Source organism: Pseudomonas sp. F007, assembly GCF_057814275.1.
On the sequence record NZ_JBVATA010000011.1, the window covers coordinates 118,953 to 135,233 of the forward strand.

Below are 16,281 nucleotides of genomic sequence, written 5' to 3' on the forward strand. Positions count from 1 at the left end.
ATCTCTGGAGATGCTCGATGCCTTTTCGTTATTTCGTCAAACAACTGCTCTTGCCGCCCGGCCTTCTATTGCTGCTGCTGGTGCTTGCCTGGTGGTTGCGCCGCTCCAGGCCGCGCCTGGCGGCCTGCTGTTTTGTGCTGGGAGCCGGCGGCTTCTGGCTGATGAGCCTGCCGGTGGTGGTGCAGTGGGGCGCCAAGGCCCTGGAGCGCGAACCGCCACTGGCGCGCAGCGAGTGGGCGAGCCTGGCCGAACGTGCGGATGTGATTGTGGTGCTGGGCGCCGGCCGCGAGCGGGGCGACCTGGCCTGGGAGGCCGACCAGCCCACGGGCGTCGCCCTGGAGCGCGAACGCTACGCGGCGCGCCTGGCCAAGGCCTCTGGCTTGCCGGTGCTGACCAGTGGCGGCCTGCATTACGGCACGCCGCCGACGGAAGCCAAGCTGATGGCCGATTCGATGCAGGAGGATTTCGGGGTGACGGTGCGCTGGCAGGAAGGGCGTAGCCGCACCACCTGGGAAAACGCCCAGTTCAGTGCCGAGTTGCTGCAGCCGCTGGCTCTGAAAAGGGTCGTGGTGGTCACCCAGGCCTGGCATATGCCGCGCGCCGTGTGGAGCTTCGAGGCAGCAGGCCTGCAGGTGGTGCCGGCCCCGGTGGGCTTCCTCGGCACCGACAACGCCGAGCCGCTGGGCGGCTGGATGCCGACGTTCAAGTCGATCTGGCGCTCGGGGCAGTTGCTCAATGAGGCGGTTGGGCAACTGGGGTATTCGATCTTCTATCGATAACCCCAGTGCCGGTCATGCAGTCCTAGACCGTCTTGGCCATCCGGCTGGCGATCAGCGCCCAGCCGAACAGCAGCACGCAGAGGATGATCAGCGGCCAGGAACGCCATTGCAGGTACGGCGTCAGGTTGTGCATGGGCACGACGTCGCCGTAGAGGATGCCGCGCTCGAACTGCGGGATCTGCGCTGTGATCTTGCCGAACGGGTCGATCAGCCCGGTCACGCCGTTGTTGGTCGCCCGAATCATCCAGCGACCGGCTTCCAGGGCGCGCATCTGGGCCATCTGCAGGTGCTGCAGCGGGCCGATCGAGGTGCCGAACCAGGTGTCATTGCTGATGGTCAGCAGCAGATCGCTGCGCGCCGACAGGCCAGCGGCGAATTCCGGATAGACCACTTCGTAGCAGATGAACGGCGCAATCTGGTAGCCCTTGGCCTGCAGCATTGGCTGGTCGGCCGGGCCACGGGCGAAGTCCGACATCGGCAGGTCAAAGAAGGCGATCAGCCCACGCAAGATCTCCTGCAACGGCACGTACTCGCCGAACGGCACCAGTTTTTGCTTGAGGTAAGTGCCATCGCCTTCACCGACCACGGTAATGCCGTTATAAAAGCGCCGCTCCTGATGCACCATCTGGCGAATCGGTACGCCGGTGATCAACGCTGAATCACGATCGGCGGCGAACTTGCCCATCATGTCCAGATAACCTTCGGCAGACTCCTTGAGTACCGGTACTGCAGTTTCCGGCCAGATCAGCAGGTCGACGCGCTTGGAACTCAGGCTCATGTCGCGGTACAGCGCCAGTTGCGCGTTGAGCTGTGCCGGGTCCCACTTCATGCTTTGTTCGATGTTGCCCTGAATCGCCGCGACGCTCAGGGGGTCGCCCGAAGGGCTGGTCCAGGCATGGCCCTTGAGTGCCAGGCCGACTGCCCATGGAGCAGCCAGCAGCAACAAGCCAGCCACCAGAAAGCTCTTGCGCGGCGCCCGGAGCAGGCGTGGCAGGTTGTACAGCAGGGCTGCGCTCAAGGCGATACAGAAGGAAATCAGCCAGATCCCACCCAGCGGAGCCAGGCCGGTCAGCGGGCCATCGAGTTGGCTGTAGCCGGAGTAGAGCCAGGGGAAGCCGGTGAGGAACCAGCCGCGAAAGGCTTCCTGGCCCACCCATAGGGCGGCGAAAGCCAGGGCATCGGCCAGTGGCGCCTCATTGCGGCGCAGCCAGCGCGCCCAGACCCAGGCGGGCAGGGCGAAGAACCAGGCAATCGCGGCGGTGAACAGCAGCATCAGGAACCCCGCCAGCAGCACCGAAGCGCCGCCGAAGTGGTGGATGCTGTAGTAGATCCAGCTGGTGCCCGCGCCGAACAGGCCGAACCCGAAACACCAACCCCGGCCGAGCGCCTGGCGTGGGCTCAGCTCACGCAGGCCGGCATAGAAGAAACCGACCGCGAGCAGCGCCAGCGGCCAGATGTCGAACGGCGCCAGCGCCAGGGTGGTGAGTGCACCGGCCGCCACGGCCAGCAGGTTACCGGGCCAGCCGGGGCGGGTTATCCAGCGCATTTCAATCCTTAGGGGTTACCGGGCGATGGGAGTCAGGCGCAACAGGTGGATGCGGCGGCTGTCGGCATTGAGGATGCGAAAGCGATAGGCGCCGATTTCGGTGATCTCGTTGCGTTTTGGCAGGTGCCCGAACGCGCTCATCACCAGGCCGCCGACGGTGTCGAACTCGTCGTCGGAGAATTCGCTGTCGAAGAACTCGTTGAAGTTTTCGATTGGGGTCAGGGCCTTGATCAGGAAGTCACCGCTGGGCAGCGGCTTGATGTAGCTGTCTTCCTCGACGTCGTGCTCGTCTTCGATGTCGCCGACGATCTGTTCGAGGACGTCTTCGATGGTCACCAGGCCCGCCACTCCGCCGTATTCGTCGATGACGATGGCCATGTGGTTATGGTTGGCGCGAAATTCGCGCAGCAGCACGTTCAGGCGCTTGGACTCGGGCACGAAGGTGGCCGGGCGCAGCAGGTCCTTGATGTTGAAGCTGTCACCGTTTTCCTTGAGGATCAGCGGCAGCAAGTCCTTGGCCAGCAGCACACCCATCACGTCATCGTGGCTTTCGCCGATCACCGGGTAGCGCGAGTGGGCCGAGTCGACCACCGCCGGAAGGAATTCACGGGGCGTCTGGGTCGCCTTGATGCTGACCATCTGCGAGCGCGGCACCATGATGTCGCGCACTTGCAGGTCAGCCACCTGAATGGCGCCCTCGACGATGGCCAGCGCTTCGCTGTCCAACAGTTTGTTCTGGTGTGCATCGCGCAGCAGCTCAAGCAGCTCCTGGCGGTTCTTCGGCTCGTGGGCAAAAGCCTGGGTCAGTTTACCCAGCCAGGACTTCTGCCCGTTGCTCGATCGATCTTCGCTCATAGCGATTACTCTGAATCCTTTGTTGTCATGATGTCGGTTTCGTCATCCGCATAAGGGTCCGGATGACCCAGTTCGGCAAGCAACGTTCGTTCCAGTGCTTCCATTTCTTCGGCTTCGTCGTCATCTATATGGTCGTAACCCAGCAGATGCAAGCAGCCGTGAATCACCAGATGGGCCCAGTGAGCCTCCAGCGCCTTGCCTTGCTCGGCGGCTTCGCGCTCGACCACGGCGACGCAGATCACCAGGTCACCGAGCAGCGGAATGTCGAGAAATTCGTCAGGCACGTCGGCTGGAAAGGACAGGACGTTGGTGGCGTAATCCTTTTGCCGCCAGGTGTGATTGAGCTCACGACCTTCGGCTTCGTCGACCAGGCGAATGGTCATTTCCGAGTCAGCGCTACGCTGGCGCAGCGCCAGCTCGCACCATTGGCGGAACTGGGCTTCGCTTGGGGTCGCGGCCTCGGTGGCCAGTTGCAGATCAAGCTCAAGCATCGCGGCGGTTGTCCTTCGGTGTCACTTCGCTGGCATGGCTTTCGAAGCGTTCATAGGCTTCGACAATGCGCTGCACCAGTGGGTGGCGGACCACGTCTTTAGGCTTGAAGTGGCTGAAGCTGATGCCCGGGATGTCCTTGAGAACTTCGGTGACATGGATCAGCCCGGATTTGGTGCCCTTGGGCAGGTCGATCTGGGTGATGTCGCCGGTGATGACGGCGGTCGAGCCGAAGCCGATCCGGGTCAGGAACATTTTCATCTGCTCGACGGTGGTGTTCTGGCTTTCGTCGAGAATGATGAAGCTGTTGTTCAGGGTACGACCGCGCATGTAGGCCAGCGGAGCGACTTCGATGACCTGGCGCTCGATCAACTTGGCGACGTATTCGAAGCCGAGCATTTCATATAGCGCGTCGTACAGCGGGCGCAGGTACGGGTCGATCTTCTGTGACAGGTCGCCGGGCAGGAAGCCGAGTTTTTCGCCGGCCTCGACCGCTGGGCGCACCAGCAGGATGCGACGGATCTGCTCGCGTTCCAGGGCGTCTACTGCACAGGCAACCGCCAGGTAGGTCTTGCCGGTACCGGCCGGACCGATGCCGAAGTTGATGTCGTTGGCGAGGATTTCCTTCACGTAGCGCTGCTGATTCAAGCCGCGTGGGCGAATCATGCCTTTCTTGGTGCGCAGGGCGACGGAGGCTTCGGCGGGGGCGTGGTTGTCCAGCTCTTCCACGGCCGATTCCTGCAGGAACAGGTGAACCATGTCCGGCGACAGCTCGCTACCCTTGGTTTCCCGGTAGAGACGGCGCAGGAGGTTTTCCGCGGAGGTGGTGTGTTTGCTCTCGCCGATCAGTTCGAACTGATTGCCGCGATTGCGGATCACGATCGCCAGGCGCTGTTCGATCAAGCGCAGATGCTCGTCGAATTGCCCGCACAGATTGGCGAAGCGCTGAGCCTCAAAGGGCTCGAGAATAAAACGATGGGGTTCTATGGGTGCGTTCAAGGTTGTATTCAGCCGCCCTTGGGCAATGAAGGTGAAATCAAGGATAACGCCAGTGGGCTGGGTGCGAAAGCTCTTAAATTGTATAGGGCGATTCATGCTTCTTGTGGGAGCGAGCCTGCTCGTGAATAGGGTTCATCAGCCGATATTTATGTCGCTGACACACCGTCTTCGCGAGCAGGCTCGCTCCCACAAGGTTTTCCAACATTGATTCTGCGTGTTACTGAACCAGCGAACCGCGCAGCGAGTGCGGTTGTGCCGCGTCGATGTGCACGTCGGCGAACTGGCCGATCAGGGTCGGAGTATCGCAGCGGAAGTTGACGATTCGATTATTCTCGGTCCGGCCTTGCAGTTCGCCCGGGTCTTTTTTCGAGTAGTCGGTGACCAGGATCCGCTGGATCGAGCCGACCATTTGTCGGCTGATCTCGAAGCCTTGCTGATTCAGGCGGTGCTGGAGGGCGTTCAGGCGTTCCTTCTTCAGCTCTTCCGGCGTGTCGTCGACGAGATCGGCGGCCGGCGTGCCCGGGCGCTGGCTGTAGACAAAGGAATAGGAGAAGTCGAAGCCGACGTCCTCGATCAGTTTCATGGTCTGTTCGAAATCTTTTTCGGTCTCGCCGGGGAAGCCGACGATGAAGTCCGAACTGATGCAGATGCCCGGCACGGCGGCTCGCAGCTTGCGCAGTTTGGACTTGTATTCGAGGGCGGTGTGGTTGCGTTTCATCGCCGAGAGAATCCGGTCCGAGCCCGACTGCACCGGCAAGTGCAGGTGTTTGACCAGCTCCGGCACTTCGGCGTGGGCCTGGATCAGGCTGTCGGAAAACTCCAGCGGGTGCGAGGTGGTATAGCGAATGCGCTCGATACCGTCGACCGCAGCCACCACCCGAATCAGCTCGGCGAGGTCTGCCAGGCGGCCATCGTGGGTGGTGCCGCGATAGCCGTTGACGTTTTGCCCGAGCAGGGTGACTTCGCGCACGCCGTTTTCCGCCAGGTGAATGATCTCGGCGATCACGTCATCGAAGGGCCGGCTGACTTCTTCGCCACGGGTGTAGGGCACCACGCAGAAAGTGCAGTATTTGCTGCAACCTTCCATCACCGACACATAGGCGCTGGGGCCGTCGATGCGCGGCTCGGGCAGGTGGTCGAATTTTTCGATTTCCGGGAACGAGACGTCGACCTGCGGCAACTTGCTGATGCGCGCCGCGTCGATCATTTCCGGCAGGCGGTGCAGGGTTTGCGGGCCGAACACCACATCTACATAGGGCGCGCGATCGCGAATCGCCGCGCCTTCCTGGCTGGCCACGCAGCCGCCGACGGCGATCACCATGTCCGGGTTGGCCAGTTTCAGTTCGCGCCAGCGGCCTAGCTGGGAGTACACCCGGTCCTGGGCGCGTTCGCGGATCGAGCAGGTATTGAGCAGAATCACGTCGGCATCTTCGGCGCGTGCCGTGACTTCCAGGGCCTGGTGTTCACCCAGCAGGTCGACCATGCGCGAGCTGTCGTACTCGTTCATCTGGCAGCCGTGGGTTTCGATGTAAAGCTTCTTGGCCATGGACCTCGGTCTCACGTGATTCAAAGAACCGCGCATTATAGGGAACAAGTCTCCAGGTTCCTACCGTCCTGCGTCCGGCGGCTATGCTATAGTTTGCCCCCTCTTTTTTTATCCCTCGATGTGTTTCCGCCCGCCATGACCAAACGCGAAGCTCCAATCTACAAGGTGATTTTCCTCAGCCAGGGCCAGGTGTTCGAGATGTACGCCAAGCAGATCTACCAGAGTGATCTGTGGGGTTTCCTGGAAGTGGAAGAGTTCGTCTTTGGCGAGCGCACGCAGGTGGTCGTCGATCCGAGCGAAGAAAAGCTCAAGGCGCAGTTCGAGGGCGTGGTGCGCAGTTTTGTGCCCATGCATTCGATTGTGCGCATCGACGAAGTCGAGCGGCTGGGTACGCCGAAAATCAGCGAAGCCCGTGGCACGGTCGGCAATGTGATGCCGTTCCCGATGCCGATGCCCGAGAAGTAAGGTTCAAGATCGGGTTGACCCGATCGCGGGCTTGCCCGCGATGGGGTTGTCGAATTCAGGGCAGTGGTGAGAACGGCGTTCGCCCATCCGCACTTTGCAGTTCCATCAGGTATTTGCGGAAAATCTGTCCCAGTACCTGGGTGGCCACTTCCAGCTCATCACGCTGCATCTGCTCGGCGACTTCGTCGGCGGTGTCCAATGCATCCTCTGCACCATTGACCGCAGCCATTTTCAGCACGATATAGGCCTGGATGTTATTGGCCTGCACGCCTTCGCCGTGGAAAAACATGGTGCCGAGTTTGAACTGCGCCTGGGCATGGCCTTGCAGGGAGGCCTTTTCGAAGTAGCTCAGGGCTTGATTGAGGTCGCGCGGGGTGTTTTTACCGTCGTAGTAGAACTCGCCCAACTCGTATTGCGCTTCCGCATCCCCTTCGTCCGAGGCTTTCTGGCAGGCGGTGAGCGCCTCCTGCAAGTCCTCAGGCTGGGTGTCGAGGCTGCAACGGCCCATTGCCGGCACCAACAGCGAGTTGCCGCCTGCTTGTGCGTGCGCCAGCAGCGGCTGAAGGAGCAACAGGCAGCCCAGTGCAAGGGTGCGGCCGGTGCGGTTCATGGGAATCGACTTACCTCTGAAGGGCGCGCGGACCCAGCGAGGGATCCAATAAGCGCGCATTATGAAATAAGCAGGACCTTCCTTACAAAGTCTTTACTCGTTTTTCTGCTGCGCGGGAACTATATCTAGCGCTTTTGCGGGCACTTGGGTAGTCGGAGGGGCGAAAAGTGCGCAATGTAGGAGAACGCTGACGCCGGCAATGGTCGACGTCAGCGGTCTTGCTTACTTCAGGGCAGCGAAGGCGCGCTCGGCAGCGTCCAGGGTCAGTTGCAATTCCTTTTCGCCGTGGGCAATCGAGGTGAAGCCCGCTTCGAAGGCGCTTGGCGCCAGGTACACGCCACCTTCGAGCATCAGGTGGAAGAAGCGTTTGAACAGGTTGGCATCGCTGGCCATCACGTCATCGAAGGTCACGATGTCGTCGGCGCCGCTGAAATACAGGCCGAACATGCCGCCCGCCTGGGTGGTGACAAACGGGATGCCGGCGGCATCGGCGCGTTGTTGCAGGCCATCGAGCAGGCGGCTGGTGTAGTCGCTGAGCTCGGCGTGGAAGCCCGGGCGGCTGATCAGGCGCAGGGTGGTCAGGCCGGCGGCCATGGCCAGCGGGTTGCCCGACAGCGTGCCTGCCTGGTAGACCGGACCCAGCGGCGCGATGTGCGACATGATTTCGCGTTTGCCGCCGAAGCAGCCCACCGGCATGCCGCCGCCGATGATCTTGCCGAAGGTGCTCAGGTCCGGCGTCACGCCATAATGCGCCTGGGCGCCACCGAGGGCGACGCGGAAACCGGTCATCACTTCGTCGAAAATCAGCACAACGCCGTGTTTGTCGCACAGGCTGCGCAAGCCTTCGAGGAAACCCGGGGCTGGCGGCACGCAGTTCATGTTGCCGGCGACCGGCTCAACGATGATGCAGGCAACGTCAGCGCCTACTTCACCGAGCATTTTTTCCACGGCGGCGATGTCGTTGAAGGGCAGGGTCAGGGTGTGTTTGGCGAAATCCGCAGGGACCCCGGCGGAACTCGGCACGCCTTGAGTCAGCAGGCCCGAGCCGGCCTTGACCAGCAGGCTGTCGGAGTGACCGTGGTAGCAGCCTTCGAACTTGATGATGCTGTCGCGACCGGTGAACCCACGGGCCAGGCGAATGGCGCTCATGGTGGCTTCGGTGCCGGAGCTGACCATGCGCACCATTTCCATCGACGGCACGATCGAGCAGACCAGGTCGGCCATCTCGGTTTCCATCGCGGTCGGCGCACCGTAGGACAGACCGTGTTCCAATTGTTTGCGCACAGCATCCAGCACGTCCGGGTGGCTGTGGCCGAGAATCATCGGGCCCCAGGAGCCGACGTAATCGACGTAGCGCTTGTCGTCTTCATCGGTGACGTAGGCACCTTCGGCATGCTTGAAGAACAGCGGTGTGCCGCCCACGCTCTTGAACGCACGAACGGGCGAGTTGACGCCGCCGGGAATGTGTTTCTGGGCGTTGGCAAACAGGGTTTCGGAACGCGACATGATTGGGCTCTCGGAAATCAGCAAGTGAACAATTGATTGAAGGCGCGGGCGCGACGGGTGACTTCACCGGTGTTCTCGGCGCCGAACAGACCGTGGACGACTGCCAGCAGGTCGACTCCATGGGCCACCAGCGGGGCGGCGTTGTCGAGGGTGATGCCGCCAATCGCGCAGATCGGCAGGTGCAGGGCGCTGCGAGCCTGGCTGAGCAGTTCGAGGCTGCAGGTCGGTGCGCCGGGCTTGGTGGTGGAATTGAAGAAGCGACCGAAGGCGACGTAGCTGGCGCCTTCCTTTGCCGCTTGTTCGGCCAGTGCGAGCTGCGCGTGGCAGGTCGAGCCGATGATGGCCTGACGGCCCAGCAACGAGCGGGCCGGGGTCAAGGGGCCGTCGGTCTGGCCGAGGTGGACGCCAACCCCCAGGCGCGCCGCCAGTTCGGCGTCGTCGTTGATGATCAACTGGGTCTTGTAGCGCCCGCACAGGTCGTGCAATGCCTCGGCCTCGCGCAAGCGCTTTGACTCATCAGTGCTTTTGTCGCGGTACTGCAGCAGGGTGACGCCGCCTTCCAGCGCCGCCTCCACATAAGGCAGGAACTTGCCGGCCAGTAACTGACTGTCGGTAATGGCGTACAGACCACGTAGTTTCATCGGGCAAGCCTCATCTATTACGAGCAGAAATCCAGCGGCAAGCGGCGTGGCACGAACTGACCCCGACCCAACTGCTCGGCGTCCCGCAGGGTGCGCCAGGTGTAGTTGAGTGCCGACTGTACGGCGCTGGCCAGGTGTTCGCCCTGGGCCAGGCGACCGGCGAGGGCGCTGGCCAGGGTGCAGCCGGAACCGTGGTAGCTGCCCGGCAGGCGCTGGCAGGTAAAGGTTTCGCGATGACCGTCGCGGCTGTACAGGCGATTGTGGACTTCATGTTCGTCGCCGTGACCACCGGTGATCAGCAGATGTTTGACGAACGGCAGGAGTTTTTCTGCGCATTGGTCGGCCGTGCCTTCGGGCAGTTCGGCGAGGATGCGCGCTTCAGGGAGGTTGGGGGTGGCGATGATCGCCAATGGCAACAGGCGCTCGCGCATGGCATAGCCGACTTCGTCCTTGCCCAGGCGTCCGCCGCCGCCGGCGCGCAGCACCGGGTCGCAGACCATCGGCAGGTGCGGGTGCGCCTGGAGCAGTTCGACCACGGTGTCGACCATCTCCAGGGAACCGAGCATGCCCAGCTTGACCGCCGCGACCTGCGAGTCGTTGAGCACGGCGTTGGCTTGAGCCAACACCCACTCACGGTCGAGAACGCGGAAATCACTGACGTTGACCGTGTCTTGCACGGTCAGGGCAGTGACGGCCGGGGCCGCATGACATCCCTGAGCGAGCAGGGCTTCGATATCTGCCTGCAAGCCGGCGCCACCACTTGGGTCGTGGCCGGAGAGACAGAGGACAACGGGGCGAGAGCTGTAGATATTCATGGTGCGCGAGCTTACCACCAAACCGGTTTTATCGGTGTGTTGCGGCGTGTTGTCGGTGATTTTGTATACAACTGCCTCTTCGGCTGGGGCCGGTGTTATCAGATGGTTGTCATAATCTGACTGGCTCTACAGTTTTTTGACTTTGTACATGTCTGAAAGGCCCGTCCTAGAGCATTCAAACTATAAATTTCAATGGTGTTCAAACGCCACCAACGGCTATGCTAGAGTGGATCCAAACCAATAACAGGTTTACCGGGTCGACGTCTGCTCAAAAGGAAATGGGGGGCTTGCTGACGTACCGGACAGGCCATGCTGGGGCTTTATGCGCTATTTGCTGATGTTGCTGTTGAGCTTGCCCCTTCTGGCGACCGCAGCGGATTTTGACGAGTTGACCCAAACCCTCCCCCTGGGTCGGATCATGCAGGTGTACGAAGACGTCACCGGCACGGCCACTGTCGATGACGTTCTGGCGCAAGCCGCGGCCGGTCAGTTCAAAGCCCACCACAAAGCCACCTTGAATGCCGGGTATTCGCGTTCGGTGTTCTGGTTGAAGGTCGACCTGCATTACCGTCCGAACAATCCCGAGGTCCGCCGCACCTGGCTGCTGGAGCTGGCGTATCCGCCCCTCGACCATATCGACCTGTACCTGCCTGACGCCACTGGCCGCTACCAATTGCAGCGGCGCACCGGCGATGCCTTGCCATTCGCCAGCCGGGAAATCCGCCAGAACAACTACCTGTTCGATCTGCCATTTACCCCGAACGAGCAGAAATCCGTCTTTTTGCGCCTGCAAAGCCAGGGCTCGATCCAGGCGCCGTTGACTCTGTGGTCGAGCACCGCCTACCTCGAAGACCAGCCCGTGCGCCTCTATGTGCTGGGGTTGATCTATGGGGTATTGCTCGGGATGCTGGTGTACAACCTGTTCATCTACCTGAGCGTGCGCGACACCAGCTACCTCTATTACATCTTCTATATTGCCTCGTTCGGCCTCTACCAACTGTCGGTCAATGGCGCCGCGGTGGAGTATTTCTGGCCGAACAATCCCTGGTGGGCGAACGCCTCGACGCCGTTTTTCATCGGCTGCGCGGCGCTGTTCGGCAGCCAGTTCGCCCGCAGTTTCCTGCAGACCTCCAGCCACAGTCGCTGGCTCGATCGCCTGCTGTTGACCCTGGTGACCTGCAGCGCGGTGGTGGTCGGTCTCTCGTTGATGACCAGTTACGCCCTGGCGCTGCGCCTGGCCACCGCGCTGGCATTGATCTTCACCGTGGTGATTTTCTCGGCGGGGATTTTCGCCTGGTGGCGCGGCTTGCGGGTGGCGCGTTATTTCATCATTGCCTGGTCGGCGTTTTTGCTCGGCGGCATCGTCAATACGTTGATGGTGCTCGGCTACCTGCCGAACGTGTTCCTGACCATGTATGCCAGCCAGATCGGCTCGGCGATCGAAGTGGCCTTGCTGTCGCTGGCCCTGGCCGACCGCATCAATACCATGCGCGAGCAGCAGGCCCAGACCTTGCTCGACGCCGGACAGAAGCTCGAGGTGCTGAACCAGCAACTGGCCCACAGTAACCAGCTCAAGGACGAATTCCTCGCAACCCTGACCCATGAGCTGCGCACGCCGATGAATGGCGTGATCGGTTCGCTGGAGTTGATGCAGACCGTCGAGCTCGACCCGGAGCTGGAGCAGTATCAGCAGACCGCAGCCGGTTCGGCGCGAGAAATGATGCGCATGGTCAACGGCATCCTGACCCTGACCGAGCTCCAGGCCGGACGCCTCAAGGCTTACCCCGAACCCTTCAGCCTGCGCACGGTGGTCGACGCCTTGCAGCAGCAATTCGCTGCCAGTGCCGCGGCCAAGGGCCTGGACTTCAAGGTGGAGTTGGCCCAGGGCCTGGCGGATCGGCTGTCGGGTGACAGTGGCAAGCTGGTGCAGTGCCTGGAGTGCCTGCTGGACAACGCGATCAAATTCACCCATGTCGGCGGCCTGGCGTTGCGGGTCAGTGGCAAACCCGGCGAGGCGGGGCGGCAGAAGCTGTCCTTTGCCGTGATCGATACCGGCATCGGCTTCACCGATCTGGGTGAGGCGACCATGTACCAGCGGTTCTTCCAGCTCGACGGCTCGATGACCCGCGAATACGGAGGTCTGGGCGTGGGCCTGGCGATCTGCCGGCAGGTGGTGGGGCTGATAGGCGGGCGCCTGACCCATCGCTCCGAGCCCGGGCGGGGCAGTCGCTTCCAGTTGGACGTCGAATTCGATGTGCTGGTGGCGGTGCCAGTGGCCGGTGGCGTGCGCGAATGTCCGCAGGTGCAGAAGGAGCGTATGCCCCAGGACTGCCTGGTGATGCTGGTGGATGACAACAGCATCAATCAGTTGGTGGTACGCGCCATGCTGCTCAAGCTGGGTTATCGGGTGCGCAGCGTCGACACCGGCCCAGCCGCCCTGGAATGCTTGCGTCGTGAGCGGTTCGACGCAGTGCTGCTCGACAGTCCGTCGCCCTCTCTCGCCGGACAGATGCAGGGTTTGCCGGGTTACGCCGGACTGCCGGTGCTGGCTGCGCTGACGTCGCTCAGTGGTGTCGATCTGGAGGCAGGATGGACTGATGTCCTGACAAAACCAGTGAAATTCGAAGACCTGCAGGCGGCACTCTGTCGTCATGTGCTGTCTCTGCAACAAGGTGAAAGCGCCGGCATTTAGGCGCTTATGCCACTTTTTTGGCCGATGGGCGAGTGCTTAACTGAAGGTCTCAGCTGACCCAAGGAGGCCCGCCATGAACCTGCATCAGTTCGCCGAAACCCACGACGTCACCAATCAGCCACCGTCGCTGGACGGTGCCAATCTGTATCGCATCGACCTGCCTCTGCAGGAGTGGTCGCGACGCTACGGGGCCGGTTGGGCCGGGGCGCGGATCGATGCCTATGGTGCCTTGGCCGGTGGGCCGTTGATGGCGGCGGGATTCCTGGCCAATCAGAACAAACCGGTATTTTCCAGTCATGATCGCTACGGCCACCGCATCGACCTGGTGGAGTTTCATCCGGCCTATCACGAATTGATGCGCACCGCGGTCGAGCATGGCCTGACCTCCTTGCCCTGGACCGATCCGCAAGCCGGCGCCCATGTCGCCCGCGCCTCCATGACCTACCTGCACAGCCAGGCCGAAGCCGGCAGCGGCTGTCCGCTGACCATGACCTTCGCCAGCGTACCGGCCTTGCGCCTGCAACCGGACATCGCCCGGCAGTGGCTGCCGAAAGTCCTGGCCACTGAATACGATCCGCGCAACGTCGGCATGGCACACAAGGCGGGCGTCACCATTGGTATGGCGATGACCGAGAAACAGGGCGGCACCGACGTTCGGGCCAACACCACCAAGGCCTATCCGATCGGCGCCGCTGGGCCGGGGCAGGCTTACGAACTGGTGGGGCACAAATGGTTCTGCTCGGCGCCGATGTGCGATGCCTTCCTGACGCTGGCGCAGACCGACAAGGGCCTCACCTGTTTCCTGCTGCCACGCCACCGTCCGGATGACAGCCGCAACCAGTTCTATATCCAGCGCCTGAAAAACAAACTGGGCAACTGCTCCAATGCCTCGAGTGAAGTCGAATTCCGGGGCGCCCTGGCGTGGATGGTCGGTGAGGAGGGCCGCGGCGTGCCGACCATTATCGAGATGGTGGCCATGACCCGCTTCGATTGCATGGTCGGCTCCAGCGCGTTGATGCGCCAGGCCCTGACCCAGGCCAGTCATCACTGCGCCCACCGCCGGGTCGGCGGCAAGCTGCTCAGCGAGCAGCCCTTGATGCAAAACGTCTTGGCCGACCTGGCCCTGGAAAGCGAAGCCGCGCTGGCGCTGAGCCTGCGCATGGGGCGGGCGCTGGACCATCTGGATGATGGCCAGGAAGGCAAGTTCGCCCGACTGGTGACGGCGGTGGGCAAGTACTGGATCTGCAAACGTGCGCCGGCAATGATCAACGAAGCCGCCGAGTGCATGGGCGGTGCCGGTTATGTCGAGGACAGCATCCTGCCGCGGTTATACCGCGAGGCCCCGGTGAACTCGACCTGGGAAGGCTCCGGCAACGTGCAGTGTCTGGACGTGTTGCGCGCCCTCTCGAAAGAGCCCGGCGTGCTCGACGCCTTGTTCAACGAACTGGGTGACGGGCATGGCGACAAGCGCCTGGCGGCCCACCTCAACCAACTGCATGCTGCGTTCAAGGACACCAGCGATATCCAGTATCGCGCCCGGCAACTGACCGAAGACATCGCCCTGGGCCTGCAGGCCAAGTTGTTGCTCGAGGCGGGCAATGCGAGTGTCAGCGATGGGTTTATTGCCAGTCGGCTGGGCGGTGCCGGGCGAGTCTATGGTGCGTTGCCGCGCGGACTGGACGTCGAGGCCATCGTCGTGCGCTCGGCGGTGCAAGGGTTCTGATCGCGCTGGTCGAAGATATTCCAGCATTGCTCGGTCGCCACTGTTTCCGTGACGCCCTGTTGCAGGCAAGATAAAGGCCTGCAAGTCAGAACACAGGAAGCTGATCGTGACCGAAGCCTTTGTTGTCGTTCAAACCGCTGAACAAGCCGTGGACCGGCTTGCCGCTCTGCACGAGCGGGCCACCACCGCGCTGAGCCAGGCGCTCAAGCGTTATCTGAAAGACCGTATCGAACCCGATGCCGAACAGCGTGCGATGTTTCGCTACCCTGAACTGCGCCTGACCTACCTGTGCCAGGGCGAAGTCCCACAGACCACCCGCGCTTACGCCAAGGTGCAACTGCCCGGCACCTACAGCGTCACCGTCACTCATCCGGCGGCTTTTCGTAAGTATTTGCTGGAGCAATTGGTTCCGCTGATGCACGACTTCACCGTGACTGTGGAAGTGGGCGTCAGCGAGCAGAACATTCCCTATCCCTATGTGGTTGAGCAGGGCGATGAATTGGCCGGCTCTGGCGTCACGGCGGCGGTGCTCGCGCGGGTGTTCCCGAGTACCGACCTGTCGGCGGCCACCGACGGTATTGCCGATGGCCTGTACGACTGGGAAAACACCGATCCGCTGCCACTGGCGCTGTTCGACGCGGCGCGCGTCGACTTCTCCCTGCGCCGCCTGGTGCACTACACCGGCAGCGACTGGCGCCATGTGCAGCCGTGGATCCTGCTGACCAACTATCACCGTTATGTCGACCAGTTCATCGTCCATGGCCTGGAGCAACTGCGTAACGACCCGCGCTTCGTGCGCATGGTGTTGCCGGGCAACGTGATCATCGAAAAGAGCATGGATCACGGCGAAGCCTCGGCGATTGCCGCCGGCGTGGTCTGGCACCGCTACCAGATGCCGGCCTATCACTTGCTGGCCTCCGACGGTCATGGCGTGACCCTGGTGAACATTGGCGTCGGTCCGTCCAACGCAAAAAACATCACCGACCACCTGGCAGTCCTGCGCCCGCACTGCTGGCTGATGATCGGTCACTGCGGTGGCCTGCGTCAGTCGCAGACCATCGGCGACTACGTGCTGGCTCACGCCTACATGCGCCGCGACGGGATTCTCGACCGGGTGGTGCCGCCGAACATCCCGATCCCGGCCCTGGCCGAGGTGCAACTGGCGCTGCAACAGGCGGCGGCCAACGTTACCGGCGAGAAGGGCGATGACCTGAAAAAACGCCTGCGCACCGGTACCGTGCTGACCTACGACGACCGCAACTGGGAGCTGCGTTGGGCCCAGGAACGGCCGCTGATCAACCTGTCGCGGGCCGTGGCGGTGGACATGGAAAGCGGCACCATCGCCGCCCAGGGTTACCGTTTGCGGGTGCCGTACGGTACGTTGCTGTGCGTCTCCGACAAACCCCTGCACAGCGAAATCAAGCTGCCGGGTTCGGCCAACGCCTTTTACGAGCGCGCGGTCAGCCAGCACTTGAAGATCGGCATCGCGGCCGTGGATCTGCTGCGTACTGAGCTCAACTCGCTGCACTCACGCAAACTGCGCAGCTTCGACGAGCCGCCGTTCCGCTAACGGTTGTCGTGGTCATTTGACGGTCGGGGCACTAGCATTGTCTGC

The 16,281-nt window shown here is 62.3% G+C and carries 14 protein-coding genes; 5 read left to right on the top strand and 9 right to left on the bottom strand.

The window, feature by feature from the left end; genetic code table 11:
- The first annotated feature begins 17 nt into the window (after positions 1-17).
- Positions 18-779, top strand: coding sequence for a YdcF family protein (locus tag ACZYR5_RS26205; protein ID WP_489092274.1), 762 nt, complete (start codon positions 18-20; stop codon positions 777-779).
- A 22-nt stretch (positions 780-801) separates the two neighbouring features.
- Here ACZYR5_RS26205 and lnt read toward each other — a convergent pair whose 3' ends face one another.
- From lnt to miaB, 5 genes are all read right to left on the bottom strand, one after another.
- Positions 802-2,325, bottom strand: a complete 1,524-nt coding sequence (gene lnt, locus ACZYR5_RS26210) for an apolipoprotein N-acyltransferase (RefSeq protein WP_489092275.1) — start codon at positions 2,323-2,325, stop codon at positions 802-804.
- 15 nt (positions 2,326-2,340) lie between these two features.
- On the bottom strand, positions 2,341-3,180 hold the full coding sequence (locus ACZYR5_RS26215; protein WP_016773041.1) for a CorC family transporter: 840 nt from the start codon (positions 3,178-3,180) through the stop codon (positions 2,341-2,343).
- Between the two features lie 5 nt (positions 3,181-3,185).
- Entirely contained in the window at positions 3,186-3,671 is a 486-nt protein-coding gene (ybeY, locus tag ACZYR5_RS26220) for an rRNA maturation RNase YbeY (protein WP_489092276.1), read from the bottom strand.
- Positions 3,664-4,668: a PhoH family protein gene (locus tag ACZYR5_RS26225; protein WP_489092277.1), complete on the bottom strand. Its 1,005-nt coding sequence runs from the start codon at positions 4,666-4,668 to the stop codon at positions 3,664-3,666. Before ACZYR5_RS26225 ends, ybeY begins: the two co-directional genes overlap by 8 nt.
- Before the next feature lie 217 nt (positions 4,669-4,885).
- Positions 4,886-6,214, bottom strand: coding sequence for a tRNA (N6-isopentenyl adenosine(37)-C2)-methylthiotransferase MiaB (miaB, locus tag ACZYR5_RS26230; RefSeq protein WP_489092278.1), 1,329 nt, complete (start codon positions 6,212-6,214; stop codon positions 4,886-4,888).
- 135 nt (positions 6,215-6,349) lie between these two features.
- Between miaB and ACZYR5_RS26235 the strand changes: the two genes are divergently transcribed.
- The gene (locus ACZYR5_RS26235; RefSeq protein ID WP_489092279.1) at positions 6,350-6,679 is read left to right on the top strand and encodes a DUF1820 family protein; all 330 of its coding nucleotides are present in this window, start codon (positions 6,350-6,352) and stop codon (positions 6,677-6,679) included.
- Between the two features lie 55 nt (positions 6,680-6,734).
- Here the strand turns inward: ACZYR5_RS26235 and ACZYR5_RS26240 are convergent, their stop codons facing one another.
- From ACZYR5_RS26240 to ACZYR5_RS26255, 4 genes are all read right to left on the bottom strand, one after another.
- Positions 6,735-7,289, bottom strand: coding sequence for a tetratricopeptide repeat protein (locus tag ACZYR5_RS26240; RefSeq protein ID WP_489092280.1), 555 nt, complete (start codon positions 7,287-7,289; stop codon positions 6,735-6,737).
- Between the two features lie 222 nt (positions 7,290-7,511).
- On the bottom strand, positions 7,512-8,795 hold the full coding sequence (gene hemL / locus ACZYR5_RS26245; RefSeq protein WP_489092281.1) for a glutamate-1-semialdehyde 2,1-aminomutase: 1,284 nt from the start codon (positions 8,793-8,795) through the stop codon (positions 7,512-7,514).
- A 17-nt stretch (positions 8,796-8,812) separates the two neighbouring features.
- Positions 8,813-9,436 carry a thiamine phosphate synthase gene (thiE, locus tag ACZYR5_RS26250; RefSeq protein ID WP_489092282.1) on the bottom strand — a complete coding sequence of 208 codons (624 nt, stop codon included), beginning with the start codon at positions 9,434-9,436 and terminating at the stop codon, positions 8,813-8,815.
- A 17-nt stretch (positions 9,437-9,453) separates the two neighbouring features.
- Positions 9,454-10,251, bottom strand: a complete 798-nt coding sequence (locus ACZYR5_RS26255) for a hydroxymethylpyrimidine/phosphomethylpyrimidine kinase (protein WP_489092283.1) — start codon at positions 10,249-10,251, stop codon at positions 9,454-9,456.
- A gap of 322 nt (positions 10,252-10,573) precedes the next feature.
- Between ACZYR5_RS26255 and ACZYR5_RS26260 the strand changes: the two genes are divergently transcribed.
- The 3 genes from ACZYR5_RS26260 (at position 10,574) to amn (ending at position 16,236) form a co-directional block, all read left to right on the top strand.
- On the top strand, positions 10,574-12,943 hold the full coding sequence (locus ACZYR5_RS26260) for a hybrid sensor histidine kinase/response regulator (RefSeq protein WP_489092284.1): 2,370 nt from the start codon (positions 10,574-10,576) through the stop codon (positions 12,941-12,943).
- Positions 12,944-13,016: 73 nt separating this feature from the next.
- Entirely contained in the window at positions 13,017-14,666 is a 1,650-nt protein-coding gene (locus tag ACZYR5_RS26265; protein WP_489092285.1) for an acyl-CoA dehydrogenase family protein, read from the top strand.
- A 106-nt stretch (positions 14,667-14,772) separates the two neighbouring features.
- On the top strand, positions 14,773-16,236 hold the full coding sequence (gene amn, locus ACZYR5_RS26270; RefSeq protein ID WP_489092286.1) for an AMP nucleosidase: 1,464 nt from the start codon (positions 14,773-14,775) through the stop codon (positions 16,234-16,236).
- The last annotated feature ends 45 nt before the right edge of the window (positions 16,237-16,281 follow it).